Source organism: Mycobacterium sp. IDUB_9 (genome assembly GCF_055419505.1).
The window spans coordinates 299724-326451 of the sequence record NZ_JBVAXU010000003.1 but is presented as its reverse complement, the minus strand read 5'-3'; the positions used below and the strand labels follow the sequence as shown (position 1 = coordinate 326451).

24 protein-coding genes and 2 pseudogenes are annotated in these 26728 nt (G+C 66.6%); 10 read left to right on the top strand and 16 right to left on the bottom strand.

What is annotated here, in order from left to right; all coding sequences use genetic code 11:
- Nucleotides 1-95: 95 nt before the first annotated feature.
- Nucleotides 96-1283, top strand: a complete 1188-nt coding sequence (locus tag ACZY08_RS15915; RefSeq protein ID WP_463745699.1) for a hypothetical protein — start codon at nt 96-98, stop codon at nt 1281-1283.
- A 232-nt stretch (nt 1284-1515) separates the two neighbouring features.
- Nucleotides 1516-2526 (top strand): Rv2578c family radical SAM protein, encoded by a 1011-nt coding sequence (locus tag ACZY08_RS15910; RefSeq protein WP_463745980.1) that lies wholly within the window; start codon nt 1516-1518, stop codon nt 2524-2526.
- Here the strand turns inward: ACZY08_RS15910 and ACZY08_RS15905 are convergent.
- The 5 genes from ACZY08_RS15905 to ACZY08_RS15885 form a co-directional block, all read right to left on the bottom strand.
- Nucleotides 2523-2957, bottom strand: coding sequence for an SRPBCC family protein (locus ACZY08_RS15905; protein WP_463745700.1), 435 nt, complete (start codon nt 2955-2957; stop codon nt 2523-2525). The genes ACZY08_RS15910 and ACZY08_RS15905 overlap by 4 nt on opposite strands.
- Before the next feature lie 81 nt (nt 2958-3038).
- A complete protein-coding gene (locus tag ACZY08_RS15900) occupies nt 3039-4313 on the bottom strand; it encodes an acyl-CoA dehydrogenase family protein (RefSeq protein ID WP_463745701.1) in 1275 nt (424 codons plus the stop codon).
- Nucleotides 4310-5470 carry an acyl-CoA dehydrogenase family protein gene (locus ACZY08_RS15895; RefSeq protein WP_463745702.1) on the bottom strand — a complete coding sequence of 387 codons (1161 nt, stop codon included), beginning with the start codon at nt 5468-5470 and terminating at the stop codon, nt 4310-4312. Before ACZY08_RS15895 ends, ACZY08_RS15900 begins: the two co-directional genes overlap by 4 nt.
- 39 nt (nt 5471-5509) lie before the next feature.
- A complete protein-coding gene (locus tag ACZY08_RS15890) occupies nt 5510-6739 on the bottom strand; it encodes an amidohydrolase family protein (RefSeq protein ID WP_463745703.1) in 1230 nt (409 codons plus the stop codon).
- Between the two features lie 112 nt (nt 6740-6851).
- Nucleotides 6852-7490, bottom strand: a complete 639-nt coding sequence (locus tag ACZY08_RS15885; RefSeq protein WP_463745704.1) for a TetR/AcrR family transcriptional regulator — start codon at nt 7488-7490, stop codon at nt 6852-6854.
- Nucleotides 7491-7600: 110 nt separating this feature from the next.
- Between ACZY08_RS15885 and ACZY08_RS15880 the strand changes: the two genes are divergently transcribed.
- Together ACZY08_RS15880 and ACZY08_RS15875 are read left to right on the top strand one after the other, a co-directional pair.
- Entirely contained in the window at nt 7601-8437 is an 837-nt protein-coding gene (locus ACZY08_RS15880; RefSeq protein ID WP_463745705.1) for an LLM class flavin-dependent oxidoreductase, read from the top strand.
- A gap of 13 nt (nt 8438-8450) precedes the next feature.
- Nucleotides 8451-9347 (top strand): acyl-CoA thioesterase, encoded by an 897-nt coding sequence (locus tag ACZY08_RS15875; RefSeq protein WP_463745706.1) that lies wholly within the window; start codon nt 8451-8453, stop codon nt 9345-9347.
- A 16-nt stretch (nt 9348-9363) separates the two neighbouring features.
- Here the strand turns inward: ACZY08_RS15875 and ACZY08_RS15870 are convergent, their stop codons facing one another.
- From ACZY08_RS15870 to ypfJ, 7 genes and pseudogenes are all read right to left on the bottom strand, one after another.
- The gene (locus tag ACZY08_RS15870; RefSeq protein WP_463745707.1) at nt 9364-10182 is read right to left on the bottom strand and encodes a mycofactocin-coupled SDR family oxidoreductase; all 819 of its coding nucleotides are present in this window, start codon (nt 10180-10182) and stop codon (nt 9364-9366) included.
- Nucleotides 10179-11738 (bottom strand): flavin-containing monooxygenase, encoded by a 1560-nt coding sequence (locus ACZY08_RS15865; RefSeq protein ID WP_463745708.1) that lies wholly within the window; start codon nt 11736-11738, stop codon nt 10179-10181. The genes ACZY08_RS15870 and ACZY08_RS15865 overlap by 4 nt, the downstream gene beginning before the upstream one ends.
- A gap of 2 nt (nt 11739-11740) precedes the next feature.
- On the bottom strand, nt 11741-12325 hold the full coding sequence (locus ACZY08_RS15860) for a TetR/AcrR family transcriptional regulator (RefSeq protein ID WP_463745709.1): 585 nt from the start codon (nt 12323-12325) through the stop codon (nt 11741-11743).
- Between the two features lie 32 nt (nt 12326-12357).
- Nucleotides 12358-12786 (bottom strand): annotated as a pseudogene (locus ACZY08_RS15855) (SRPBCC family protein); the annotation flags it as partial.
- A gap of 17 nt (nt 12787-12803) precedes the next feature.
- A pseudogene (sigJ, locus tag ACZY08_RS15850) lies at nt 12804-13685 on the bottom strand (RNA polymerase sigma factor SigJ).
- Between the two features lie 153 nt (nt 13686-13838).
- A complete protein-coding gene (locus ACZY08_RS15845; protein WP_463745710.1) occupies nt 13839-15473 on the bottom strand; it encodes a DUF885 domain-containing protein in 1635 nt (544 codons plus the stop codon).
- Nucleotides 15466-16359: a KPN_02809 family neutral zinc metallopeptidase gene (gene ypfJ / locus ACZY08_RS15840; RefSeq protein ID WP_463745711.1), complete on the bottom strand. Its 894-nt coding sequence runs from the start codon at nt 16357-16359 to the stop codon at nt 15466-15468. The genes ACZY08_RS15845 and ypfJ overlap by 8 nt, the downstream gene beginning before the upstream one ends.
- 74 nt (nt 16360-16433) lie before the next feature.
- Between ypfJ and ACZY08_RS15835 the strand changes: the two genes are divergently transcribed.
- Nucleotides 16434-17909: a carboxylesterase/lipase family protein gene (locus tag ACZY08_RS15835; protein WP_463745712.1), complete on the top strand. Its 1476-nt coding sequence runs from the start codon at nt 16434-16436 to the stop codon at nt 17907-17909.
- 4 nt (nt 17910-17913) lie between these two features.
- Here ACZY08_RS15835 and ACZY08_RS15830 read toward each other — a convergent pair whose 3' ends face one another.
- Both ACZY08_RS15830 and ACZY08_RS15825 read right to left on the bottom strand, forming a co-directional pair.
- A complete protein-coding gene (locus ACZY08_RS15830; RefSeq protein WP_463745713.1) occupies nt 17914-18417 on the bottom strand; it encodes an SRPBCC family protein in 504 nt (167 codons plus the stop codon).
- A gap of 36 nt (nt 18418-18453) precedes the next feature.
- Nucleotides 18454-19386 carry an oxidoreductase gene (locus tag ACZY08_RS15825; protein WP_463745714.1) on the bottom strand — a complete coding sequence of 311 codons (933 nt, stop codon included), beginning with the start codon at nt 19384-19386 and terminating at the stop codon, nt 18454-18456.
- Nucleotides 19387-19471: 85 nt separating this feature from the next.
- On the opposite strand from ACZY08_RS15825, the gene aspS reads away from it, so the two are divergent.
- Both aspS and ACZY08_RS15815 read left to right on the top strand, forming a co-directional pair.
- Entirely contained in the window at nt 19472-21247 is a 1776-nt protein-coding gene (aspS, locus tag ACZY08_RS15820) for an aspartate--tRNA ligase (RefSeq protein ID WP_463745715.1), read from the top strand.
- Nucleotides 21244-21705 carry a nitroreductase family deazaflavin-dependent oxidoreductase gene (locus ACZY08_RS15815; protein WP_463745716.1) on the top strand — a complete coding sequence of 154 codons (462 nt, stop codon included), beginning with the start codon at nt 21244-21246 and terminating at the stop codon, nt 21703-21705. The genes aspS and ACZY08_RS15815 overlap by 4 nt, the downstream gene beginning before the upstream one ends.
- A 97-nt stretch (nt 21706-21802) precedes the next feature.
- Here the strand turns inward: ACZY08_RS15815 and ACZY08_RS15810 are convergent, their stop codons facing one another.
- A complete protein-coding gene (locus tag ACZY08_RS15810) occupies nt 21803-22990 on the bottom strand; it encodes a thiolase family protein (RefSeq protein ID WP_463745981.1) in 1188 nt (395 codons plus the stop codon).
- Nucleotides 22991-23086: 96 nt separating this feature from the next.
- Here ACZY08_RS15810 and ACZY08_RS15805 point away from each other — a divergent pair, with 96 nt between their 5' ends.
- The 3 genes from ACZY08_RS15805 to ACZY08_RS15795 are packed head-to-tail and all read left to right on the top strand — an operon-like array spanning nt 23087 to nt 25907.
- Nucleotides 23087-23560, top strand: coding sequence for a winged helix-turn-helix transcriptional regulator (locus ACZY08_RS15805; protein ID WP_463745717.1), 474 nt, complete (start codon nt 23087-23089; stop codon nt 23558-23560).
- A complete protein-coding gene (locus tag ACZY08_RS15800) occupies nt 23557-24918 on the top strand; it encodes a DUF4253 domain-containing protein (protein ID WP_463745718.1) in 1362 nt (453 codons plus the stop codon). The genes ACZY08_RS15805 and ACZY08_RS15800 overlap by 4 nt, the downstream gene beginning before the upstream one ends.
- Before the next feature lie 56 nt (nt 24919-24974).
- Nucleotides 24975-25907 carry a DUF389 domain-containing protein gene (locus tag ACZY08_RS15795; protein WP_463745719.1) on the top strand — a complete coding sequence of 311 codons (933 nt, stop codon included), beginning with the start codon at nt 24975-24977 and terminating at the stop codon, nt 25905-25907.
- On the opposite strand, the gene ACZY08_RS15790 is transcribed toward ACZY08_RS15795, so the two are convergent.
- Nucleotides 25894-26613, bottom strand: a complete 720-nt coding sequence (locus ACZY08_RS15790) for a GAP family protein (protein WP_463781820.1) — start codon at nt 26611-26613, stop codon at nt 25894-25896. The two genes, ACZY08_RS15795 and ACZY08_RS15790, sit on opposite strands and share 14 nt — an antisense overlap.
- Between the last annotated feature and the right edge of the window lie 115 nt (nt 26614-26728).

Genomic DNA, 26728 nt, shown 5'->3' with positions numbered 1-26728 from the left:
TGCGGGTCTTCAGGCATGGGTCAACCATACGCAGAGGCCACTGGCCAGTAGCTGCACGGTAGTGTCGTCGGGGTGCGTTGGATGGTTGCGGCAGCATGAGCGTTGACGCGCCGGCCGGTGAGAATCTCGCGCTGATCTCCCGCACCGAATACCTCGATACCCGGACTCGCGTCCGCAAGGGCGTCTGTGCGGCGCTGGTGCTTGCGGCGGTGCCGTTGCTCTTCGTCCTAGTCGTCAGTGGGGTCGCCCCTCAGCTCGTAATGCTCGTGGTGGGCGGCTCATTGACGGGTTCGGTGTTGTTCAGCATCGCCGGGCGCATGACCGGGCGGCGAGCCGCGGTGCGGCTCGCCCTGGTCGACGGGCAGGTTCTGATCGGCACCGAGGACAGCAAGGATGTGGTGCGCCCGCTGGCAGACCTCGTTGACGTCGGTCTGTCCGCCGACGTGTCGACGGAGACCCGCATCGCACCCGCTGACCGCGACCTTCGCGTCAAAGGCGCGCACTATCTGCAATTAACCTTCGGCGATGACGCCAGCTATCACGTCGCAGTCCTGGAGGCCGATCCTGTTGGCGCCGAAATCCTGCGGCGACTGCGGCGCGCGGTTCCCGACGAGCCGCGCAGGTACAAGCCGATGAGGCCGGCGGGTCCGCGCGGCACGTCCAAAGACTCTGCTACCGCGCAGGAACCACCGCTCGAGCCCGCCGCACCGGAGGTCGCGACGGCCGAGCCGTCTGTGTCCCCGGTGGCCGGGACCAGCGCGTCGCCGGCGGCCGATCTCCGGTTGTGGGAGGCCGCACGCGTCGTGCACCGGCGGGTGTTGTCCGAATACGGCACCTACGAGTTGGATCCCGCGTTGTACCTGCGTTATCCGGGAGTCACCGACATCACCCGCGATCACGTGATGGATTTCCACACTGCGTTGGAGGAGGCCCAGGCACTGGCCACCGATACCTACCCGGGCGACGCCGGATTCGCCGGGCGTTACCGCGCGGCGGTCGATGCACTGCGGCGCCAGTGGGCACGGTGCGAACGCGACGGCAAAGCCACGGGAACCAGTTACCTGGCCGACGACGACCGTGCGGACCTCGACACCGCCGCCAAGCTCTACAACCATGCGCAGGCCACCGACCAGCCGGGGGAGAAGACGTCCTACCTGCGCAAGGTGCAGCAGATAGTGGTCGACCTCGATGGGCGGGGCCGGGTGCACCTGCCTCGTCCGGTCGTCGCCGCGATCGAGTCGCAGGTTCGGCTGGCGCTCGAGCCTGGGTCCGGTTCGGCCTGATCCGGATCCCACGGATTGGGATCAGGGTTGCGATGATGTTCGAACTGTTGTTCGATGCACGTATGCGCCGAGACGGTTTCACTGCCGTCTGATTGCGCAAGTGGCTGGGCGTTCGCCCACGGCGGGCGCCGGTGCCGTACCCGAAACCGCGGCACCGGCGCACCCAGTCTCCTTCGAGGTCGAACGTGGGAATCACCTTGACATTCATATCGAACAATTGTTCGATATGAATGTGCGATGGGACGGTCAGGCGGTGGGCGTTGACGACGGGTCGCTGCCCGGGCTGCAGCGGCTCGGTTTCGTCCGCAGCGTTCGTACACCTCAGTTCGACGGCGTCACATTTCACGAGGTGCTGTGCAAGTCGGCCCTGAACAAAGTGCCGGCGGCGTCGATGCTGCCCTTCCGGTACACCGTCAACGGCTATCGCGGCTGCAGCCACGCTTGCCGGTACTGTTTCGCCCGCCCCACCCATGAGTACCTCGACTTCGACAGCGGCACAGACTTCGACACCCAGGTGGTGGTGAAGACCAACGTCGCCGACGTATTGGCGCGGGAGGTGCGTCGCCGGTCCTGGACGCGCGAGACCGTCGCGCTCGGCACCAACACCGATCCCTATCAGCGCGCCGAAGGCCGATACGCTTTGATGCCGGGAATCATTGCGGCGTTGGCAGATTCGTGGACGCCGTTCTCGATCCTGACCAAGGGCACGCTGTTGCGGCGTGACCTTCCGCAGATCGTGGAGGCATCGCGTCGCGTCGAGGTGAGTGTTGCGGTGTCGCTGGCAGTCGGTGATCCGGAGCTGCACCGCACCGTCGAACCCGGCACTCCGTCCCCCGAAGCGCGGTTGGGCTTGATCGCCGCTATTCGCGACGCCGGGTTGCGCTGCCATGTCATGGTCGCGCCGGTGTTGCCGTATCTCACCGATTCGGCCGAACAACTCGACGGACTGCTCGGCCGCATCGCTGCGGCGGGGGCCACCGGAGTGACGGTGTTCGGATTGCATCTGCGGGGGTCGACCCGTGGCTGGTTCATGTCCTGGCTGCAGCGTGAACATCCTGAACTGCTTGCCGACTATCAGCGGTTGTACCGGCGGGGGGCGTATCTGCCACCGGACTATCGCGACATGCTTCGTACCCGCGTGGCACCGCTGGTTGCCCGGTACGGATTGACTGGGCCGGCGCCCATGGCGCGCATCGGTGCCGTACGTGAAATCGCGGCACCGACGCAACCAGCCCTCTTCTAGTGCTCCAGTGCCTTGGCGCAATTGGCGAGGATGACGCGGAAATTCCACGGGAGCAGCCGTGAGCTGATGGCCTCCATCGCCTTTCCACCGGCGCGTGCCGGGTGGGTGTAGCTCGTCGTCCAGTCGATATGCGTACGGTCGCCGCGGGGTGCGAAAGTCAGTGTGCCGCCGTCATGATCGAACGGCGGGAATGACCCGATGATCAGATACGAGTAACTGTTCGGGCGGTCGTACGCGGTGATCTCCTCCCGGAACCACATGCCGGCTCCGGTCACCGCCCGGACGGCCCCCACCGCAGGTTCCGACGAACCCGCCGCCCATCCCGCCCGCAGCACCAGCGGTGCGGTGGCCAGACCCGCCGGGTCGGCCATCCAGTCGAAAACCTGCTCGAGCGGTGCTGCGATCACTCGTTCCAAATGAATGGTCGGCATCAGGATTCCCCCTGCGTAGGCTGGTCCCCACCGTACGCGGCAAACCTGTCGAGATGACCGTGCCTCAGCGCCGAAAGACAGTCAGCTCTTGTTGCGCCTGACCTGATTGAACGGCACGCCGCGGTCGGCCGCTTGTTCGCGTGGGAAGCCAAGGATCCGCTCGCCGATGACGTTGCGCGCCATCTCCGAGCTGCCACCGCCCAGGGACCCGGTCTGCCGAGATAGATAGCGAACACCGATCTCCATCAAACCGGCCAACTCTGGGCTACCTTCCGAACCCTCGTCGACCACACCGGCCGTGCCTGCGATCGCCAGTGCGGTGTCCACCTCCAGCTCGGTGGTCTCGGCATGGAACAGCCGGATCAACGTGCCCGCATTCGGTGGCAGTGAACCGTTTCCGATCGCCTTGCCGACGTGATCGATGAGCTGCTTCTTGACGATGCGCCGCACCAGGGCGCGCCCGGCCAGATCCTGGACCCGGGCGTCGTCACCCTGCCCGGTGGCCTCGGCCAGCCCGACATGATCGGGCGGCATCTCGTTCGCGTTCTCGGCACCGGTCCCGCTGGCGAACTCGGAACCGCCACCGACAGCCCGACGCTCGTGGTGCAGCTGGCGAGAGGCGACGGTCCAGCCGTCGTTGACCTCGCCCAGGACGGCGTCCGCCGGAAGCTCCAAGTTGTCGAAGAATTCCTCGCAGAACTCCTCATTGCCGTTCACCTCGGTGATCCGGCGCATCGTGATCCCCGGTGCGTTCAGCGGGACGAGGAACATGGTCAGGCCCTCGTGTTTGGGCACGGTCCAGTCGGTACGGGCCAGCATCAATCCGTAGTCGGCGGCAAACGCGCTGGTACTCCACGTCTTGGCGCCGTTGATGATCCACGTGTCGCCTTTGAGCTCGGCGCGCGTGATCACGCCGGCGAGATCCGAGCCTCCGCTGGGCTCGGACAACAGCTGGCAGAGCACCTCGTCGCCCCGGACCGCAGCCGAAATGCGTTCGCGCTTCTGCTCTTCGCTGCCCATGTCGAGAATCGTTGCGCCGCAAATGGTGAACGAGGGCGTGTTGAGGATCAGCGGCATCTCGTAGTTTCGGCACTCGTCGTTGAATGCCTTCTGGTATGCGTAGTCCAGGCCGAGGCCGCCGTACTCGCGTGGGAAGCAGATTCCGGCGAATCCACCTTCGTACAGGCGCTTCTGCAGTTCCTTTGCCCGTTCCCAGGATTCGGATTCCGCGCGTACCGCGAACGGAGGATTGCCCGGATCGATGGCCGGCATGTTCTCGGCCAGCCAGGTCCGGGCACGCAGCGCGAACTCCTCGACGGACTCTGTGGTTGCGGTGGTGCTCACGGTGTCGGTCATGCCCCGATCTCCTCGGCTGCGCGGGTCTTGCGGCTCAGCGCATATACGGCGCGGTGGTGGTCTTCGGGTGATCCGTACAACGCGCGATACAACGCAACCCGCCGCAGGTACAGGTGCAGATCGTGCTCCCAGGTCACGCCGATTCCGCCGTGTAACTGCACACAGTCCTGCAGCATCACGGGAGCACGTTCGGCCACATAGGCTTTCGCGACGCTGACGAGCTTGGGTGCTTCCGGGGAGCGTTGGGCCACCGCGGCGACGGCTCCCGCGGTGGTGGCGCGCGCGGCTTCGAACCACATCTTCATGTCAGCGGCACGATGTTTGAGGGCCTGGTATGAGGCCAGCGGGCGGCCGAAACTGTGCCGGTCTGCCAGCCATTGATTGGTCATGGTGAGCACAACGTCCAGAATTCCGACGATCTCGGCGCACTGCAGCACCAGGGCGACCTCGCGCTGGCGTTCGATGATCGCCGGTGTCTCCTCGGCGGTGCCGAGCACGGCGGTCTCGCCGACTGCGACGCCGTCGAATTGCACTCGGGCGTAACGCTTGACCAGGTCCACCGAGTTCTGGGGACTGACCGTTACCCCGGCGGCGTCGGTCGGCACCACGAACTGCCGGATCTGGCCGTCGCAGGCGGCCACCACCAGCAACGTGTCACTCTGGTCACCGGCTTCGACGCGGTCCTTGACGCCGTCGATGCGGTAGCCCGCGTCGGTCCGGGTGGCCGTGGTGCCGATCCCGGTGACGGCCTGGAGAGCTCCGAACGGCCGCTTGGGTTCATAGGCCGCCCACGACCCCACGGTCTCGCCGGCGACCAGCGATTCGATCAGTTCCTCGTGCCCGCTGGGTGATTCGACGAGGCCGGCCAGCACGACACTGACCGGATGCAGGGGACCGGGGGCCACGGTGTGGCCGGCCTGCTCGGCGAGCAACGCCAGGTCGGTGACACCGTCCCCGGACGGGCTGCCGCCGCCGAGTTCCTCGGGTACCAGAAGGCTGGCCCACCCCAATTCGGCTGCGCGGCCCCACCATCCGGTGTCGAACGGAATGTGCGCGGCGTGTAGTTCACGCACTCGGCTCAGTGGCACCTCCTTTTCCAGGAAGGCCTGCGCGGTGGAGGTGAACAGCATCTGTTCGGGATTTGCCACATCTGTCATGTAGTCGGCCCAGCTTCGTAGGTAGAGGAGGGGACTGGATCAGTTCAGTACGAGTGCCGGGACATCGGGCCGGTAGACCTTCTTGTTCTCGACCTTGAAGAGGTCGACGAGGTTGCCGCCCATCACCTTTCGGACGCCCTCGTCGTCGAGGCCGTGCGCCTGCAGGTCGTCGACCAGGTTGATCGGATCGGCCAGGCCCTCTGGATGCGGCCAGTCGGAACCGAAGATCACCCTGTCGACGCCGCACAGGTCGGCCATCTTCTTGAAGTCGTCCTCCCAGAAGGGTGCCACGTACACGCAGCGCTTGAACGCCTCGATCGGATCCTCCGGGAATCCATCGGGCATCTTCGAGTAGACGTCCTTGAACTGGTAGTGCAGGTAAGGCACCCAGGAGGCGCCGTTCTCCACCGACAGGATGCGCAGGTCCGGGTTGCGGGTCAGCGCGCCGTGGCAGACCAGTGCGGCCATGGTGTCCTCGATCGGACGCTTGCCCATGGCGACCATCCGGAACGAGGTGGGCGCGAACGGCTTGAACTCGGTGGCCGGTTCCCAGTCGTTGAGGTAATTGGAATATCCGCTGTCCGAGGCGTGCATCGACACCGGGATACCTGCCTTCACGCAGGCGTCCCAGAACGGATCGAACTCCTCCACACCCATGGAGCGGCTACCGCGATAACCCGGCACCGGCGCGGGCCGGACCAGGACGGTCTTGGCGCCGCGCTCCAAGCACCATTCCAGTTCTTCGAGTGCGCGGTCGACGTTGCCCAGATTGATGACCGGGGTGGAGAAGATGCGGCCCTCGTAGTTGAACTGCCAGGTCTCGTACATCCACTCGTTGAGTGCGTGCACGATGTCGAGGATCAGGTCGGGATCGTCCTTGAGGCGCTCCTCGACGAGGCTGGCCAGCGTCGGGAACATCAGGGTGTAGTCCAGGCCGAGGCTGTCGAGAACCTCAAGGCGCGCTTGCGGATTGCGGAAGGCAGGGATGGCCTTCATCGGCTTGCCCATCACCTCGCGGTAACTCTTGCCGCCGCTGCCGTGCCGGAAGTAGTCCTCCTGTGCGCCGGGGCGGGCGACCACCTCGAACGTCGGGTTCGGGATGTAGTCGCTGACCACGTTGCGAACCATGATCTTGGTGCGGCCGCGGACATCGATGTAGTCGATGACGCCCTTGCGGTGCTCCGGCAGGAATTTCGTGAGCGCTTCCTTGGGCTCATAAAAGTGGTTGTCGGCGTCGAACACCGGATAGGGAAGCTCGCGTGAGGGCATCTTCGCCTCCTGGGAGAGTCGTGTTTTCGAAACTGGTAATGACGTTACCACGGGACGACCGGCGCGGACGAGGGCATTCGGGCGACCGCTCAGGAAGGTGGGAATTTGCTGGTCAGGCGGGGGATTCGGGTGCCAGTAGGCCGCGGACGCAGAACTCGTAGATGTGCTCGCCGTCGATCGGTGCGCCGTTGAGTTCGACGCCCAGCGATCGCAGCCTCATCGCACCCAGTACCGACTGCATGATCAAGGCTGAGGTGCTCTGGACATCGATGTCGGGCCGAAAGGCTCCCGAGTTCACTCCGCGCCGTAGGATGTCGCCGATGAGCTGGTGTAACGGTGTGAGCACCCGTGCGTATTCACGGGGCAGGGACTCGGCGAGATGGTCGTTGTAGAAAGTCAGGCCGCGGTTGATGCTGTCCTGAGTGCTCGAGGACGCCGGGACGGTGATGCGCTCGATGAGCGACCGCAGCGCCTCGGGTCCGGTCAGGCCGTCGGTGTCCGCGCGCCAACGCAGTGTGGACTCGGCCATGATCTTGTCGATGAGGGCCAGGAGCAGCTCGTCTTTGGTTGAAAAATGCTGGTAGAAGGACCGTAGTGAGGTCTTGGAGCGCTCCACGACCTCCAGCACGGTGAAGTCGGTGCGCCCCGTCTCGCCTAGGATGGCGAGTGCCGATTTCATGAACCGGCGGGCCCGGTCCGCCTGCGCCTCGGCGCGCGCGCCTTCGGTCGGTCGTCCGGCCGGACTGGCCATTGCGCCATCACCTCCGTCATGCTGCACTTGCGAGAATGACGTTACCGTTTCTGTAGAAGCAATAGGCGGCTTGTGATTACTGTGTTGGATCGACTGCGGGCGGTGCAGCGATGAGTCAGTGGTTTTTGTTCCTGCCCCAGGTGCGGCTCGGCGTCGATGACGTCGTTGAACGGGCGCGGGTGGCGGAGGCCAGTGGATTTGATGGCATCGCCTTCATCGACCATCTGGAAGCCCCGGGCGCGACCCACCAAAACATCTGGGAGGCAATGACTGTCGCCACCTGGGTGGCCGCCCGCACCGAGCGCTTGCGGATCGGGCATCTGGTGTTGTGCGATGCGTTCCGTTATCCGGCCGTGCTGGCCAAACAGGCCGTCACACTTTCGGCGGCCAGCGGCGGCCGGTTCGAGCTGGGGTTGGGCTCGGGGTCGTGGCCACAGGAGTTCGAGCGGTTCGGCATCGAGACGGGTGACGCCGCAGCGCGAGTAGGCAGGCTCGGCGAGAATCTGCAGTTGCTGCACCAGTATTGGGGTGGCGACGACGAAAAAGCCCAAACGCCTCGGCCTGCCCATCCAATTCCGTTGGTATTGGGTGGAACTGGCAAGCGCATGATGGACCTCGTACGCACCCATGCCGACTGGTGGAACATTCCCTCGCATCAGCTGGACCGGCTGCCCGCACTGCTTCCGACCGTCGGTACGGTGCGGGTTTCCCTGCAACAGATGGTCGGCTTCGTGGGGCGCGACTCCGACCGCGTTGCGGTGACCGAGCGCAGCGCCCGACTGTTCGGGCATCTCGGTGACGGCTTGGTGTGCGGCGACGCCGCGGAACTCTCCGCCCACTTCGCTGGATTGTCCGCGCAGGGTGTTGAGCGCTTCTACGTGTGGTTCGCCGACTTCGCTGCACCCCAAACCATTTCAGAATTCGCTGAGACAGTCATCAACGCGTGAAAGGAAGATGCTCATGACCGCAGAAGCTGAACCCAAAGAGGCAGAACCGACGCAGTGGACGCTGCAGATGTTGCTCGACCTGTTCGATGCCGAACCGGCGGGGGAGAACCGTTTCACGGTGCCGACCGGTATCGCCGGTGTGGACGAGCGCCAGGTGGTCGAAGGAACCCAGATCGTCGGTGCCGCGATCGTCGCGGCAGCGAAACGCTTCCCGGGCAAGTCGATCCGCTCGGCACACGCGGTATTCGCCCGCGCGGTCATGGTGGGTCCGCAGGTAGAGCTCGACATCGATGTGATCAGTGAGGGCCGCTCGACGGCCACCGCGGTGATCGCCGCCTCGCAGAACGGCAAGCGGTGCATCACCATCACGGTGTTCGCCGACGTGCCGTCCGGTGACGTCATCCGTCATCATCTGCCGCGGCCAGAGGTCGCCGGCCCCGGCGACTCGAACGTCTCGCCCATGCCGATGATCGGACGTGAGCTGCGACTGGTCGACGTGGTCGACGTCAACAGCCCCGACGAGGTCGGACCGCCGGAGCTGTACGCCTGGTTGCACTACGACCCCGTGCCGGTCCGCGACGACCTGGCCAAGGCGCTGATCGCGTATTTCACCGGACACCTTGGTATTTCGACCACCATGCGCGCGCATGAGGGCATCGGTACCGCCCAGGCCCACCTCACCGTCTCGACCGCGCCGATGACGGTCACGGTGAGTTTCCACGAGCCGGTCCGCTGGGATGGCTGGCTGCTCTACAGCCACGAGAGCACCCAGGTCGGCTCGGGCATGTCGTACGTGCGCGGTGCAGTGCACACCGAGGAAGGTGAACTGATCGCGTCGTTCAGCCAGGATGGGCTGATCCGCCCGCTGCGCACCACCGATACGAGTATCTCCGAGCACTCGCGGTTGTGAGTCCGGTGCCCGCCGCTCAGATCTTCAAATAGCCCTTGTCTGCGGGGATCTGGGCGGCGGTGACCAATGACGACGTGTCGCCGGCCAGCCACACCACGATGTCGGAGATCGTGTCGGGCGGGGCCAGCGAATCCGTCGGCAGCGCGCCTGGCGAGAAACTGTGGATGTAGGTCGGATGGTCGGCGAACATCTGATACATCGACAGGTCGTTGCCCATCGGGGTGTCGGTGCCGTACGGGTGGATCGAATTCACCCGGATGCCGAACTCACCCAGCTCGACGGCGAGTGAGTTGGTCAGCCCGACGACGCCGAACTTGCTGGCACAGTAGTGACCGCACCCCGGCACGGCTTTGATCCCGGCGGCCGAACTCACCGCGATGATGGATCCGCCGTTGCCCGCCGCGATCATGGCCGGCACCGTCGCCTGCACGGTGTTGAACACGCCGGTGAGGTTGATGTCGAGGATGTCCTGCCACTGCTGGGCCGAGATTTCCCACAATCGGCCCCAATTGAGCACGCCGGCATTGGCGACGACGATGTCGAGGCGGCCGAACTGCTCGACCGCGTCGGCCACGAGCCGCTGTTGGCCCTCGGCATCGCGCACGTCGATCTCACGGGCCAGGATCTTGCGTCCCTCGCCTTCGACCAATGCCACCGTCTCGGCGAGATCCTCCGGGGTGGCGGCGGCATATCCGTTGTGTTCAGCGACTGGTGCGCAAGCGTCGAGCGCGACGATGTCCGCGCCGGCGCGGGCCAGTCGCACGCAATGCGAGCGGCCCTGCCCGCGTGCGGCGCCGGTGACGTAGGCAACCCGGCCGGCCAATGGGGTAGTCATGCGAGCTGCTCCTCGGGTAATGCCGCGACGCGGACATTGGTGAATTCGTAGTCGGACAGTGGAGAGTGACGGGCGAACTGCCGTGATCCGGTGATCGTCTGCGGTCGGTAGTACGGGGTTTCGTACTGCGAGTTGACGAAATAGGTGTTCAGCCCGGAAGTCGCGGTGTAGTACAGGTGCGCGACACGGCCATCCCGGCGCATGCGCGCATTCCACCGGTTGAACGCATCCTGACTGACGGCGGCGGCCTGCGCGCCGCGGCGCCGGGTCTCATCGATGATCCGCACGGCATGTGCGGCCACGGTCTCGACATAGTCCAGCCAGGCGAACCCGACGAAGCCGAGCGGGCCGACGATCTCCCAGCGGTTGGGCAGGCGCGGATGGGCCGTGCCCGCGTAGCTGTGCAGACCGTGCGCGCGGTAGTACTGGGCGAGGTCGAAACCGCGCGCGCCCAGGACGGTATCCGGTCGGTAGGTTTCGGGGTCGATCCACAGTTCGTAGCCGGTGGCCAGCACCAGCAGGTCGGCTGGGTGCTCGACGCCGTCGGTGGTGCGGATCCCGGTCGCGGTGATCCGGTCGATCGGTGTGGTGATCAGGTTGGTGTTGGGATTGTTCAGCGCCGGTAGGAATGCGCTGGAGATCACCGGCCGCTTGGCCAGGATGCCGTAACGCGGCACCAGCTTTCGCCGCGTCGCCGCATCGTCGACGACGGCGCGCAGCAGCAGCCGGTACAGCAGTCGGGACCAGCCGTCGTAGAGCGGCATGATGCGGCGCAGCACTTTGTCGGGCAGTCGGGAGAAGATGTGCACGATGGGCGCCACCATGAAGACGTCCATCGCCAGCCGGCCGGCCGCGTTGACGAGTGGGACGAATCCAGGCAGCCGGAACAACCGGCGCATCCGCGGCGTGATGTCGAAGTCGATCTTGGGCAGCACCCACGCCGGGGTGCGTTGGTAGACGTCGAGATTGGCCGCTTCGGCGGACACGGCGGCGGTGATCTGGACGCCGGAGGATCCGGTGCCGATCACCGCGATGCGCTTCCCGTCGGTGTCGTAGCTGTCGTCCCAGGCGTTGGGGCGCAGGATCGTTCCGGTGAAGTCTTCGACGCCGTCGATGTCGACGGTGTTCTTGGCGTTGACGTATCCGCCTACCGAACTGACCACGAAACGTGCCGTCACCGGCGCGCCGCCGCGGATCTGGAGTCGCCACAAGCCGTGCTCGTCGTCCCACTGCTGGCGGATCACCTCGGAGTTGGGACGCAGGTGCTCGTAGAGCCCGAGACCGGCCGCCGTGTCCTGCAGGTAGCGATGGATCTCCGGGCCGGGCGCGAAGAACCTGCTCCAGTTCGGGTTGGGGGCGAACGACAGCTGATACCACAGGGTGGGGATGTCGACGGCCAGGCCGGGGTAGTGATTGTCGCGCCAGGTGCCGCCGAAGTCGGTTCCGCGTTCGATGATGACGAAGTCGTGAATACCTCTCTGGCGCAACAGGTGTGCCGTTGCGATGCCGCCGGGGCCGGCGCCGATGATCGCCACCTCGTAATCTGGCTCCGTCATGACTACCTTCCGGTCAGGCCGACGACGATGTGGTCGGACACGAATCGTTTCACCGCACGCGGACTGTCGAGGTTCACGCCGATCGGTGGGAGAAGTTCGAAGCTCAGCAGCAGGCGCACGATCCATTCACTGGCCCGCGCCGGGGTGACGCCCGCGCCGACCTCGCCGCGCTCCTGGGCGGCCCGGACCCGCGGTTTCCACAGCTCGATCGAGCGTCGCATCAGATCGTCACCGGTATTGCGCAGGAGCAACACCAGGATGCTCTCGTTGATGCCGCGCGGTGCCACGGAGTCCGACTGCTGACGGTGCGCGCAGATGACGGCCGCGGCCGCGGCGACCTGGCCGGCCAGGGTGTCGTGCCGGCCGGCCTCGGCGGCGATGGTCTCGATGAACGCGCCGGCCAGGTGATCGAGCCCGTTTCTGATCGCGTTGTCACGGCTGCCCAGTGCATTGTGGACGGTGCCACGGGATACCCCCGCGTGTTCGGCGACCGCTGTCAGACTGAATTGTCTTGGGCCCAAACGCCTGAGCGTCTCAGCTGTGGCAGCGAGCAGCACGGGTGACACCGCTCGGTCCGCTTCGGGCATTTGAACACATTATCGAAATGTGTTCAATGTGGTCAGCGTTTGGACAAATCTGCCGCAGCGGCATCCAACACGTCGTTGAACACCCTGGTCAGCATCGGCCGGCCGACCCACCGGGTCAGTACCTCGCCGATGAGTGGAAACTTCACCCGGAACGTCGTGGTCCATACGACGCGGGTGCCTCCGTCCACGGCGGTGAAGCCGACGTGACCGTGCCGGTGTTCCGACGGCGGGAAACTGCGTTCGACCGTGTAGTCGAAGGAATGCGGCGCGTCGTAGGCGGTGATGCGTTCCCGGAACCAGCCGATGGTCCACAGCAGGATGCGCACCGCTCCTTGTCCGTAGGGAGCGTGCAGACCCGGTTCGGCCAGCCGCTGCCGGAGCACGAGCGGAGAGCGCGTGAAATTGCCTGCGTTGCTCATGAAGTCGAACACCTCATCCTGCGGTGCCGCGATGGTCCGTTCGACGGTGACGGTCTACATCAGTCCTCCTGCTGTCTGGTCAGGGTGCGGGTTGCGGCGGCGCCGCGGAGTTTGTCGGGGTTGCGCATCGCATAGAGCGCAGTGATGAGTCCATCGGTCACATCGATGAGCAGGACCGAGTCCAAAACACCGTGCCGGCCGAACAACACGGCCGGCATCGAGTTGTAGCTGCCGAACGAGACGTCGAACCCGGCCATGCCACCTTGGGCCAGTCCTACCATGAACTGCGCGACTCGCTGTGGCCCGACGACTGGACGACGCGCAGCTGATACCTGTCCGCCACCGTCGGACAGCGCAACGACCTCGGGCGCCATCACCGCGACGAGACCGTCGATGTCCCCGGTGCGGGCGGCCCGCAGGAACTTCGTCACTGTGGCCCGCGCCAGTTGCCTGTCCGGTGTGTAGCGCCGTCGTCGAGCCTGCACGTGCTCGCGTGCACGATGGGCGATTTGGCGCACCGCGATATCGGACTTACCCACCATGAGCGCAATCTCGGGTTGGCTGTAGCCGAACACCTCGTGCAGGACGAACACCACGCGCTCGTCGGGGCTGAGCGTCTCCAGGATGAGCAGCATCGCCATGGAAACGGATTCGGCCAGGACGGCGTCCTCGCTCACATCCGGGGCGGTCTGGATGGGCTCGGGAAGCCAGTTGCCGACATAATCTTCGCGTCGGCGCCTGCTGGCGCGCAGTGCGTTGAGGGCCTGCCGCGTGACGATCTCCACGAGATAGGCGTGCGGATGGGTGACCTCGCCCGCCTTGATCCAGCGTAGGTAACTGTCCTACACGACATCTTCGGCATCGGTCGCACTGCCCAGGATTTCGTAGGCAAGCGTGAACAGCAGGGGACGGTAGCCGGCGAATACCTCGGTCGTGTTCAGTGCAGCCCCCTTTCGGCGTCGGCACAGTCACACTCTCAGACACCGCCGATAGGCCGAACCGTGACAGCCTTCGGCTGTGAACCGCGTCACACAGTGGCTGTGTCACATATGTGAGACGTCGTGCGCATGGTTGGCCACGGTCCTCTCAGCCGGTCAATCCGCCGACAACGCCGATCTGAGCACATCGAGTGGTAGCCCGCCCAGATCGAGTGCCCGGCTGTGGAACTCCCGTAGCGACGATCCGCGGCGTAGGGCCTCGTCGCGGAGCTCGTGCCAGATCCGTTGACCGATGGCGTATGACGGCGCCTGGCCCGGCCAGCCCAGATAGCGATCCAGTTCGAAGCGCAGGTTCTCCTCGGCCATGGCCGAATGCGAGGTCAGGAAGTTCCATGCCCGTTCGGCATCCCACACCTCCCCGTCGGGAGCCGTGAGACCGCAGTGGACGCCGATGTCGATGACCACGCGGGCCGCGCGGAACCGTTGCGCGTCAAGCATTCCCATCCGGTCGCCGGCATCGTCGAGCCAGCCCAGCTCGGCCATCAACCGCTCGGCGTACAGAGCCCAGCCCTCGCCGTGCCCCGATACCCAGCAGCCCAGCCGGCGCCACCGGTTGAGCTCGTCGGCCAGGGCCACCGCGCGGCCGATCTGCAGATGATGGCCGGGGACACCTTCGTGGAACACCGTGGTGGTTTCCTGCCAGGTGTGGAACTCTTCGACGCCGGGTGGAACCGACCACCACATGCGTCCGGGTCGCGACCAGTCCTCGGACGGCCCGGTGTAGTAGATGCCGCCGGTCTGGGTCGGCGCGATCCGGCACTCCAGGGTGCGAAGCGGGCCGTCGATGTCGAAGTGGGTGCCGGCCAGCGCGTCCACTGTGCGATCGGAAAGGTCCTGCATCCAGGCCTGCAGTGCATCGGTGCCGGTGATGACGTATCGCGGTTCATCGTCCAACCGACGGAGAGTCTCGGACACCGTGGCGCCCGGATAGAGCTGCTGGGCGATCGATTCCTGTTCGGCCACAACGGCATCGAGCAGCCCCAAACCCCACTCGTAGGCCTCGTCGAGGTCGACGGCGCTGCCCAGGAACAACCGTGACATCAGGCGGTAGGTGTCGCGCCCACAGGCGTCGGACTGGCGGGCACGCGGGGCGATGTCCTCACACAACACGTCGCCCAACTGCCGGTAGGCATCGGCCGCGGCTTCGGTGCGTTGCCGTAGCTGCGCCTGGAGCCGCCGGTTTCCGGGTGCCGCGCCGGTAGCCATCTCGGCGAACAACTGGGCGATCTGCCGGGCCTGGGTGACGCCGCGCGTCACCTGACGCAGGGCCGGGGCGTGACTGCCGCGGACCGCTGCACGGAGTGCATCCGCGTAGCCTGCGGCACGTTCGGGCACCTTCGCCAACCGCGCGGCGATCAGCGCCCAGTCGTCATCGGTGTCGGTGGCCATCAGGTCGAATACGTCGCGCATGGCTTGCAGCGGCGAGGCGATGACATTGATCTCACCCATATCCAGGCCGGCATCGTGCACGTCGACGGCCGCGCCGAGGCGTTCGCGCAGCGCGGCCACGGTGACCACGTCGACCTCGTCTGCGGGCTCGACCCCCTCGAGCTCCCGCAAGGTCGCGCGGGCAGCTTCGGCGCGGGCGGCCACCCCCTGCGGGGAGTAGTCGGTCACGTCATCGTCGTGGCCGGTGATGCCCAGTTCTGTTGCGGCGCACGGATCCAGCCGTGCATACGTATCGAGGTAGCGCTCTGCTACCGCGTCGACGGCAGTGGTTGCCCTAGCCAAGGTTGTTCGCGGCGAAGGTGTCGCACTTGTTCGGATCACCGGTCTGGTAGCCGATGGTGAACCACTTCTGTCGCTGCTCGGAGGAACCGTGGGTCCAGGCTTCCGGGTTGACCCGGCCGGTGGCCTGCTTCTGGATGCGGTCGTCGCCCACCGAGGAGGCCGCCGACAGCGCGTCGGTGATGTCCTTGTCGCTCAGTGGTTCCAGGAACGGCACGTCGGTGCCCTCCTGCCGGGTGATCGACGCGTAATGCGCCCAGACGCCGGCGTAGCAGTCCGCCTGCAGTTCGGTGCGGACACCGGCGCCGGTGGCGCCCTCAGGGTCGCGCTGGGCCCGGCCGAGAACACCCAGCAGGTCCTGCACGTGGTGGCCGAACTCGTGGGCGACGACGTACTCCTGCGCCAGCGGGCCTCCGCTGGAACCGAACTGGTCGACGAGCACCTGGAAGAAGTCGGTGTCGAAGTACGCCGTCTTGTCCACGGGGCAGTAGAACGGGCCGACGTCACTGGTGGCCGGACCACACCCGGTCTGGACCTGCCCCTTGAACAGCCGGACGTGCGGACGGGTGTATCCCTTCAACAGCTGCTGCCACACGCCGTCGACCGAGTTGCCGGTGGCGACCACTCGGCACTCGACCTTGCTGTTGGCGTCGGCACCGGTCTTGCACTGGTTCAGGTCGAATCCCTCGCCCCCGGCACTGCTGGTGTCTATCGGCTGCTGCTGTTGAGGCATGACGGTGCCGGGGTCGACGCCCAGGAACATCGCGAGCACAACGATCAACAGACCGCCGAGACCTCCGCCGATCGCGATGCCACGGCCGGGGCCGCGGCCACCGCCGGAACTGGACGTGGTGCTCGTGTCGATCTGCATACCCTCGTTGAAGGTCATCCCGTCACTCCATCGCATTCGCCGGTAGGTGCGTGCTCAACAGCCCGTTAAGCTTTTCACACTACGATTCAGACGTGTCCGTCGTTGCGGAACATTCGACCATCGCCCACACCTCGCTGGGGCGGTTACGCGGCACCCGTGAAGGCGGGGTCAGCGTTTGGCGGGGTGTGGAGTACGCCCAGCAGCCCATCGGCGCGCTGCGCTTCCTGGCGCCGCAGCCCGTGGTGCCCTGGTCCGGGGTCTGCGAAGCTGTGGAGCACGGCCCGTTGCCGCCACAAGGCCGTTCGTTCGTCGGGGGAGGCCGTGACGACCCCAAGGTGCGCGACGAGGCTTGCCTGACCGTCACCGTCTGGTCTCCGGATACGGGCGGGTCGCTACCGGTGATGGTGTGGATCCCCGGCGGGGCGTTCGTCTACGGCGCCGGCCAGTTGCAGCTGTACAACGGTTCGCGGCTGGCCGAGAACGGCGACGTGGTGGTCGTCAATGTCACCTACCGGCTCGGCGTGTTCGGCGGATTCGAACTCGGTGACCTGGGTGAGGGATTCGACGACAACCTGTGTCTGCGGGACCAGATCGCCGCGTTGCAATGGGTACGCGACAACATCGCCGCGTTCGGCGGCGATCCCGAACAGGTGACGGTGTTCGGTGAATCAGCCGGTGCCACATCGGTATTGGCCCTGCTGGCCAGCCCCGCGGCCGACGGGCTGTTCGCCCGGGGCATCGCGCAGAGTCCGGCGTTGCCGCTGATCGCCGACCGGGAAGAGCGGGCCCGTCAGTCGCGCCGTTTCATGCAGCTCCTCGGGGTGGGGGCCGAGCAACTCAAAGTGCTGCCGCAACGGCAGCTGCGCCGCGCTGCCGGGCAGCTGCAACTGGAAAGTGCCCAGCGGACACCGACATTGGCCTACGGGCTGACGCACGGCGTCGACCTGTTGCCGCTGCACCCGATCGAGGCGGCACGCGCGGGTGCGGTGTCCGCGATTCCGTTGATCATCGGCACCAACAGTCACGAGGCGTCGATGTTCGCCTGGGGCAAGCCGCCGATGTTGCCGACCACGCTGGCGGGGGTCGAGGACTATCTCCGCCGCCACGACCCGCAGGCCAGGGATCGGGTGCTGGCCGCCTATCCCGCTTTCCCGCGCCGCCGGGCGCTGATCGCGTTCGGCTCTGACGTGATGTTCGGCGCACCGACCTGGGCGTTCGCCGACGCGTACAGCGGGCACGCGCCGACCCACGTGTACCGGTTCGACCACACCACCTGGACGCTCAAGGTGCTGGGACTGGGCGCGACCCACGGCAGCGAGATCGTGCACGTCCAGCACAGCTACGGGTCGTATCTGGGGCGCAAGCTTCACCCGTTGGGTCGCCGGGTGCAGCCCTCGGTCGGTCGGCGGATGCAACGCACCTGGCTCGATTTCGCCCGGGCCGAGGTTGCCGATTGGCCGGAATACGACGTCGGGCAGCGCCTGACCCGGGTGATCCGCTCCACGCGGGACGAGACCGTGGCCGATCCCGACGCGGTGCGACGCCAGGTGTGGGAAGGCCTGGGCTAGCGCCCTACTTGCCGTAGCGCTCGTTGCTGTAACGGCGGAGGTTGTACAGGAATCGCTGGAACAGCCACGCCATCACCGGCTGGCCCATGGTCATCCCGAGCCGCCCGGCCAGCCCGCTGGGCTCCATGGCCATCACCCAGGTCAGGTGGCAACCGTCGGCCGTCTCCACCACGCGGTAGTCCTCGGCGAAGGCCGAGATCGCGTTCGAGGTGCTGGTGTTGAAGCGGAAAGCCATGTGGGAGAAAGGTTCCCAGGCCAGGAATTCCTCATCGCCGGTGATGTGCCCGCGCATCGTGACCGTCCGAGTGGTGCCCACGCCGCGGGGCTCGGGGCTGGTCCACTCCACTTTGGTGATAACCGTCGCCCAGTGCGGCCAGGAGGTCTCGTCGCTGAGCACCTCGAACAGCTGCTCGGGCGTGATGGCGAGGTCGACGGTGCTGACGAAACGGAACGGAGCGCGGTCGAAGAAGTCCAATTCGACGCGCTCACACGGGTAGGTCCGGGCCATGGGTAGACACCCTAGGGCAGAGTGTCTACTGGTGGGTCAGCCCGGGCCGTCGCCGGCGGCCGCCAAGAGCGGTACCACCACATCGCTGATCGGGGTGGACAGCGCGTGTGCGGCTGCCTTGCGGGCGATGACACCGTTACGCACATCCCACTCCAGCGGCCGGCTGGCCTGGTGGTCGGTCAGCATCGAGGTGGTCAGGTCTTCCGGGGCCGAGGCGAGCATGCCGACGATCTCGTCGACCACCTCATCACCCAGATCCGCGCCGTCGGCCCGCGCCACCGCCAGACATTCGGTCAGATAGCGCCGGGCCAGTGCGGCCACATCGTCACGGCGGAACATTCCCGCGCGCCGGTCGGCCAGCACCATGAACCCGACCACGGCATTGACCAGCAGCTTGCGCCAGGCCGCGCGGCGGAAATCGGGATCGTGTTCGACGGTGATCGCGGTGCCGTGCACGGCGTCGGCCACGGTCGCGGCCGCCGGCGTGTCGGGCAGCACGAGTCTGGCCTCGCTGCGCAACCGCACCCAGCCCTCGGGCTGCACTTCCGATGACATCCAGACCGCCGCGGGCACCACGTGAGCCGGGTCGGTGCACCGGCTGACGGCGCTGACGCGCTCGACCTGCTCGACGCCGTTCTGCAACGCGCACACCACGGTCTTCTCGTCACACAGCCGGTCCAGCCACGGCGCCGCCTGCGCGTTCTGGGTGTCCTTGACCGCGAGAAACACGACGTCGAGCGGGCCGTCGACGGCCGCCGGATCGGTGTGCACCGGGCCGGGCACCCGGATGGGCTGCCCGTCGTCGGGCCGAACTTCGATGCCGTCGCGCGGGGTGCGTCCACACAGCAGGACCGGCTGTCCGGCGGCATGCAACAGCGCCGCGACGGTGGACCCGATGGCGCCCGGGCCGATGACCGCGATGGGGGAGTTGTTCAGTGATGCCGGGTCTTCGCGCGAGCGCTCATCCACGCTGCCAAGTTACCGGGACAAGCGACTCTCTAGACTGTTCACTCGTCACCACCAGTCTCTTCCGACTCGACATTCAGGAGTTTTCGTGTTGCGCAGTCATGCCGCCGGTTCGTTGCGGGCCACCGATGCCGGACAGACGGTGACCCTGGCGGGTTGGGTGGCGCGTCGCCGTGACCACGGCGGTGTCATCTTCATCGATCTGCGCGACGCGTCGGGCGTGTCCCAGGTGGTGTTCCGCGAGGGCGACGTGCTCGCCGCCGCCCACCGGTTGCGCGCCGAGTTCTGCATCGCCGTCACCGGCCTCGTCGAGGTACGTCCCGAAGGCAACGAGAACGCCGAGATCCCGACCGGAGGAATCGAGGTCAACGCGACGTCGCTCACGGTGCTGGGCGAGAGCGCTCCGCTGCCGTTCCAGCTCGACGAGACCGCAGGCGAGGAAGCCCGGCTCAAGTACCGCTACCTGGATCTGCGCCGCGAAGGACCAGGCAACGCAATCCGGTTGCGCTCCAAGGTGAATGCCGCTGCCCGCAACGTGCTGGCCGAGCACGACTTCGTCGAGATCGAGACCCCGACCCTGACGCGCTCCACCCCCGAGGGCGCCCGCGACTTCCTGGTGCCCGCGCGACTGCAGCCCGGCTCGTTCTACGCGCTGCCGCAGAGCCCCCAGCTGTTCAAGCAGCTGCTCATGGTGGCGGGCATGGAGCGTTACTACCAGATCGCGCGCTGCTACCGCGACGAGGATTTCCGTGCCGACCGCCAGCCGGAGTTCACCCAGCTGGACATGGAGCTCAGCTTCGTCGACGCCGACGACGTGATTGCCATCGCCGAGCAGGTGCTCAAGTCGGTCTGGTCGACCATCGGTTACGACCTGCCGCTGCCGTTGCCCCGGATCAGCTACGCCGACGCGATGCGCCGGTTCGGTTCCGACAAGCCCGACCTGCGATTCGGCGTCGAGCTCATCGAGTGCACCGAGTACTTCAAGGACACCCCGTTCCGGGTGTTCCAGGCGCCCTACGTGGGTGCTGTCGTCATGGCAGGCGGGGCATCGCAGCCGCGCCGCACCCTCGACGGCTGGCAGGAGTTCGCCAAGCAACGCGGTCACAAAGGGTTGGCCTACGTACTGGTCGCCGAGGACGGAACGTTGGGTGGTCCGGTGGCCAAGAACCTCACCGACGCCGAGCGGGACGGCCTGGCCGCCCACGTCGGCGCCAAGCCGGGTGACTGCGTGTTCTTCGCGGCCGGCCCGGTCAAGTCGGCGCGTTCGCTGCTCGGCGCCACCCGCATCGAGATCGCCAAGCGCCTCGACCTGATCGACCCGGCCGCCTGGGCATTCACCTGGGTGGTGGACTTCCCGATGTTCGAACCCGTCGACGAGGCGACCGCCTCGGGCGACGTCGCCGTGGGTTCGGGTGCCTGGACTGCCGTGCACCACGCCTTCACCGCGCCGAAGCCCGAATCGGAGGGGACCTTCGACACCGATCCCGGCAACGCGCTGTCCGATGCCTACGACATCGTCTGCAACGGCAACGAGATCGGCGGCGGTTCGATCCGTATCCATCGCCGCGACATCCAGGAGCGGGTGTTCGCGATGATGGGTATCGACCATGCCGAAGCCCAGGACAAGTTCGGATTCCTGTTGGACGCCTTCGCTTTTGGTGCACCACCGCACGGCGGCCTGGCCTTCGGCTGGGACCGCATCACCGCACTGCTGGCCGGGGTGGATTCGATCCGCGAGGTCATTGCGTTCCCCAAGTCCGGCGGCGGCGTCGACCCGTTGACCGACGCGCCGGCTCCGATCACCGCGCAGCAGCGCAAGGAATCGGGAATAGACGCCAAGCCCGAGGAGCTCAAGAAGTCATGACCGATACCGATCCGAACTTCGACAAGAGTGAACTGGTCGCCGACGTGGCGGCCCTCGATGACTTCAACCGCGGCGTCGTCGAGGAATTCCGGGCCAACGGCGGCAAGGTGGGTGGGCCTTTCGAAGGCGGCACGCTGTTGCTGCTGCACACCATCGGTGCCAAGTCGGGTCAGCCCCGGATGTCGCCGCTGGCTTACCTGGAAGTCGACGGCAGGATGCTGATCGTCGGCTCCTACGCCGGTGGGCCAAAGGATCCGGCCTGGGTGCACAACCTGCGGGCCAACCCGAAGGTGCGCATCGAGGTGGGCACCGATGCCTATGACGCGACGGGCCGGGAGCTGCCCGCCGACGAGCGCGACGCGGCGTACCCGAAGATCATCGAGCGCGCCCCGGTGTTCGCCGAATACCAGTCGAAGACCACTCGGGCCATCCCGCTGTTCGAACTGGTCCGCGCCTAACCTCTTCGCGCCGAAACGGCATTCCAGCAGGGCCCTATTCGAACATTCTCTGCCGGAATGCCGTTTCGGCGGGGATCAGGTGGGCATCAGGCGGGGATCAGGTGAGCCGTTCGATGATGGTGGCGTTGGCCATGCCGCCGCCCTCACACATCGTCTGCAGGCCGTAGCGTCCACCCCGCTGTGCCAGGGCATTGACCAGAGTGGTCATGATGCGCGCACCGCTGGCGCCGAGCGGATGGCCGATCGCGATGGCTCCGCCGTTGACGTTGGTCTTGGCGAGGTCTGCTCCGACATCGTGAGCCCAGGCCAGCACCACCGGCGCGAACGCCTCGTTGACCTCGAACAGGTCGATGTCGGCCAGCGTCAAACCCGCACGCGCCAGGACCTTTTCGGTGGCCGGAATGACACCGGTGAGCATGTAGAGCGGGTCCGACCCGACCACCGTGGTGGTGTGGATCCGGGCGAGCGGCTTGAGCCCGAGCTTCTTGGCCGTCGCACCGCTGGTGATCATCACGGCGGCACTGCCGTCGGACAGCGGTGACGAGTTACCGGGGGTGATCTCCCAGTTGATCTGAGGGAATCGGGCGGCGTAGGCCTCGTTGTAGAACGCCGGCTTCAACACGGACAGCGTGTCCACCGTCGTCCCCGGCCGGATGATCTCGTCGGTGCTCAGTCCGGCGATGGGGGCGAGTTCGGCCTCGAACAGTCCGTCCTTGGTGGCGCGGGCTGCCTTCTCGTGACTGCTCGCGGAGAACTCGTCGAGCTGGGCGCGGGAGAAGCCCCACTTGGCTGCGATCAGCTCTGCGCTGATCCCTTGCGGGACAAGGCCTTCGGAATATCGCTCGGCGAAGGCCAGGCCGAACGGGTCGCTGCCCGGCAATACCGAGCTGCCCATCGGTACCCGCGACATGGATTCCACGCCTGCGGCGATCACGATGTCGTAGGCGCCGGCCAGCACGCCTTGGGCGGCGAAGCTGATCGCCTGCTGGCTGCTGCCGCACTGCCGGTCCACCGTGGTTCCGGGAACGGTTTCCGGGAAGCCCGCGCCCAGCAGGGCGTTACGGGCGATGTTGACCGCCTGATCGCCTACTTGGGTGACGGCCCCGGCGATGACGTCGTCGACCAGTGCCGGGTCGACGCCGGTGCGGGTGATCAGCTCCCGCAGGCTGTGCGCCAGCAGGTCCGCAGGCAAGACGCCGTGCAGTGCGCCGCTGGCCTTGCCCTTGCCGATCGGGGTACGGACCGCTCCGACGATGACTGCGTCCCGGTCTGCATATCCGGTCATCTTGGCCTCCTGATGCTCCACGCTGAGTATTGTGATGGCTACCCAGATATAGCACCTGGGTATAGTTAGAACAACTCAGATAGGGAGTTTGATTCCGTGGGAATGCTGCAGGGCAAGCTGGCCGATCGCGACAGCTGGTCGGCGGTGGGGCACTGTCCGGTCGAGCGGACCATGGCGTTCGCAGGCACCAAGTCGGCGATGTTGATCATGCGCGAGGCCTTCTACGGCACCACTAGGTTCGACGACTTCGCCCGTCGGGTCGGGATCACCAAGGCGGCAACCTCGGCGCGGCTTTCTGACCTCGTGGCGGCCGGCCTGTTGGCAAAGCGGCCCTACCGCGAGCCGGGCCAGCGGGAGCGCGACGAGTACGTCCTCACCGCATCCGGTACCGACTTCATGCCGGTGGTGTGGGCGATGTTCGAGTGGGGTCGCAAGCATCTCGGCGACACTGGGCTGCGGCTCGCACACGACGGGTGTGGCGCGCTGGCCGGAGTCGAAATCCGTTGTGACGAAGGGCACCACGTGCCGGCCGACGAACTCGTCGTCCGCTTCGAACGTCCCACCTCGTGAGCCGCGCAGCCGAAGCGTTGCAGATCCTGGCCGAACACGGCCCATGGCGGATCGAGCCGGGGCTCACCGAGGCCGAACTGAACGCCCTCGAATCACGGTTTTCCTTGTGGTTCAGCGATGATCACCGCGGCTTTCTGTCGGCCGGGCTACCGGTGGGGTCCGGCTGGCCGGACTGGCGCAACGCCGACGAAGTGACGCTTCGGGCACACATCGGCCGGCCGGTGCGCGAGTTGCTGCACGCCGTGCGCGCGGGTGCGCTGTGGCATCCCGCATGGGGCGACAACCCCGGTGGCGACGCGGCGTGGAAGCTGGCCAGCGCGAAGCTCGCCGAAGAACCCAGGGTCATACCGGTTTACGGGGTGGCTTTTCTGAAGCAGGGTCCGGGTGATCCCACGGTGTGGGCCGTCGAAGACGACGGTCACGGCATGGCCGTGACCGCCGTGGCCGCGGATCTGATCGGGCTGGCTCAACTGCTCACCGGCCGGCCCGTGACGCCACCCGCGTCCGCCGGTGACCCACCGTTCCTGCCGGCGCCGGCGCCGGCGGCCAGTCCGGGTGTCCCGGCGCTGGAGGCACCGCCTTTCGCGCCGGATCCGGTGATGGCGCCGCCGGTGGCGGTGGCCCCGCCCCGCGATCCCGCCGCGGCCCTCGCCGAGGCGGGGATAGTCGTGGGTGAACTGCAACGCCACGATGACGTGCTGGCCCACCGAGCGCCTATGTGGTCGGTACCTGTGCCGCCGGGTGTTCCGGCGACGGAGGCGTGGCTTGCGGCCCGGGCGCGGTTCCCGGCGACGGGGTTGTGGCCCGTGCTGCTCACCGACATGGCCTGGCACCGGATCGGGATGGACGGCATCGCCGACGAAACACCGTTGTTGGCAGCAGAACTCGACGGCGCCCGCTGGCTGGAACGAGAATTCGCCACCCGTACCGCCGAGTGCGACATCCCGCGCCATCCGTCCGGGTTCGACGGTGCAGACCCGGGGGACTGGCGGCAGCCGTTCGCCGACTTCGATTCCCGCGGTGAGTACTCACGGCTGGCGCTGATTCCCACGCCCGCGGATTGGCTGGTTCCCGGGCTGCTCCAGTGGTCGGGAGCAATCAATTCCGACGTCCTCGGCGTCGAACACGCGGCGATCTTGCGCCGCTGGTCCGCCCGCTATCGGACCGAAGTGTTGGCTCTCGACGACGAGTTTCTGGTGCTCGTGGCGAATCAGCCACCGTCCAGCCGGCCCGAGGCGCTCACCGCGGCCCTGGAGGCCTACCTGTACTGCGACGATTCGGTCAACACCGAGGCGGGTTCACTCGATGCGCTCGCGCGCAGGCTGGCGCACCCGTTGTGGGTCTTCTGGTGGGACTGAGCAACTGACGAACGCCGATCAGCGGGAACCGGCCGCACTGCCGATACTGTCGGATTGTGCTGCACTTACGCGTCATAGCGCCGGCAGATCTGCGCGAACCGATTCTCCATGTCCTGCACGCCCAGCCCGGTGTCGCCAACATCGTGTTGCTCGCCGACGCAGCGGTTGAACCCGCCGGTGACCAGATCACCGCCGATGTCGCCAGGGAGGCGGCCAACGACGTCGTCGAGCGGCTGAAATCCCTTGACGTGCACCACTTCGGCGCCATCACCCTGGAGCCGCTCGACACCGTGTTGTCCAGTCTGGCGTACCACGCGGAGGATGCCGCGGAAGGAGATGGTGCCGATGCGGTGGTGTGGGACGAACTCGTCTCCCGGACCCGCGAGGAATCTCATCTGAACGTCACCTACATGATGTTCCTCTGCATCGCTTGCATGCTGGCAGCGGTCGGCGTGCTCACCGATTCACCCGTCACCGTGGTCGGGGCGATGGTCGTCGGTCCCGAGTTCGGTCCGCTCGCCGCACTGGCCGTCGCTCTCGTCCAGCGGCGGACGTCATTGGCGCGACGCGCGTCGGCGGCATTGGCGATCGGGTTTCCGTTGGCAATGGTGGTGACCGCCGTGGCCACGCTCGGGTTCGAGGCGCTGGGCTGGGTCACGCTGACCAGCACGCGGGAACTGCAGGATGTCGACTTCATCTTCCAGGTCGGCCCGTTCTCCTTCGTCGTGGCGCTGCTGGCCGGAGCGGCCGGGATGCTGTCGCTGGTGTCGTCGAAGTCGGCAGCTCTGGTGGGCGTCTTCATCTCGGTCACGACCGTGCCTGCGGCTGGTTTCGCGGTGGTCGCGGCGACTGTCGGGGAGTGGGATGTGGCCGCCCAGTCCGTCCTGCAACTGGTGGTGAACCTGGTGGGTATCACGCTGGCAGGGTTGTTGGTGCTGTCGGTCTATCGTCGCGCCCAGGTGCGCCGCCGCGCCGTCACAGGTGGCTGATGCCGGTGGCCAGGAAGTACATGCCGACCGCGCCGGCGATCACGGCGACCACGAGTCGATGGTGGATTCCCATCCACTCGTAGATCCGCTCGACGCCGGACCTGGTGGCCGCCGGGGCGACCCAGAAACTGATTATCGGGATGATGGCCGCGAGGAAACCGACCAGATTGAACACGACCATCGCGGCCATCTGCTCGGCCACCGCGGCGCCCGATGTCAGGGCGGCAGCCATCGCGGCCAGGTAGTACGGGGTGGGAAAACCGTTGATCAGGCCCAGCAGTCCAGCTGCCCATGGCGCCTCGCCGCGCAACGCGGCCTGCATCCCGGCCGGCAGGTTCGACAGGCCCGGCACCGAGTCCGCCGTGGGTGCGGCCGGCACCGTCCGGCGCGTCCGTATTCGATTGACAAGGCGTTCGAGCACCCCGGTTATGGACAGCACGGCGATCGCCAGCGCCACGACACCGATGCCGATCTCCAGTCCTGGGGGCATGGTGCGTCCGCCGTCGCCGGTGACGTTCTTGAACACGAACACCACCGCGGCGCCCACCGCGACATTGGCGGTGAAGGCGAACAGAAAGAAGGGGAGTAACAACCGCACCGGCCGTGACCGCGACAGCATGAAGGCAACGACCCCGATTCTGAGCGGATCGACTGCCGCCACGACGGCCATCACCAGCACGGTGCTCCACATCGCGGGCGGCCACATCCCTTCGCTCGGTTACCTCACCGCTGAATTCAACCAGCGTCGGGCAAATCCGGCCGCATCTGGGCGGCGTGATCGTGCGCACGCGGGCCGACTGTCGCCGATTCACTCGGCCCGG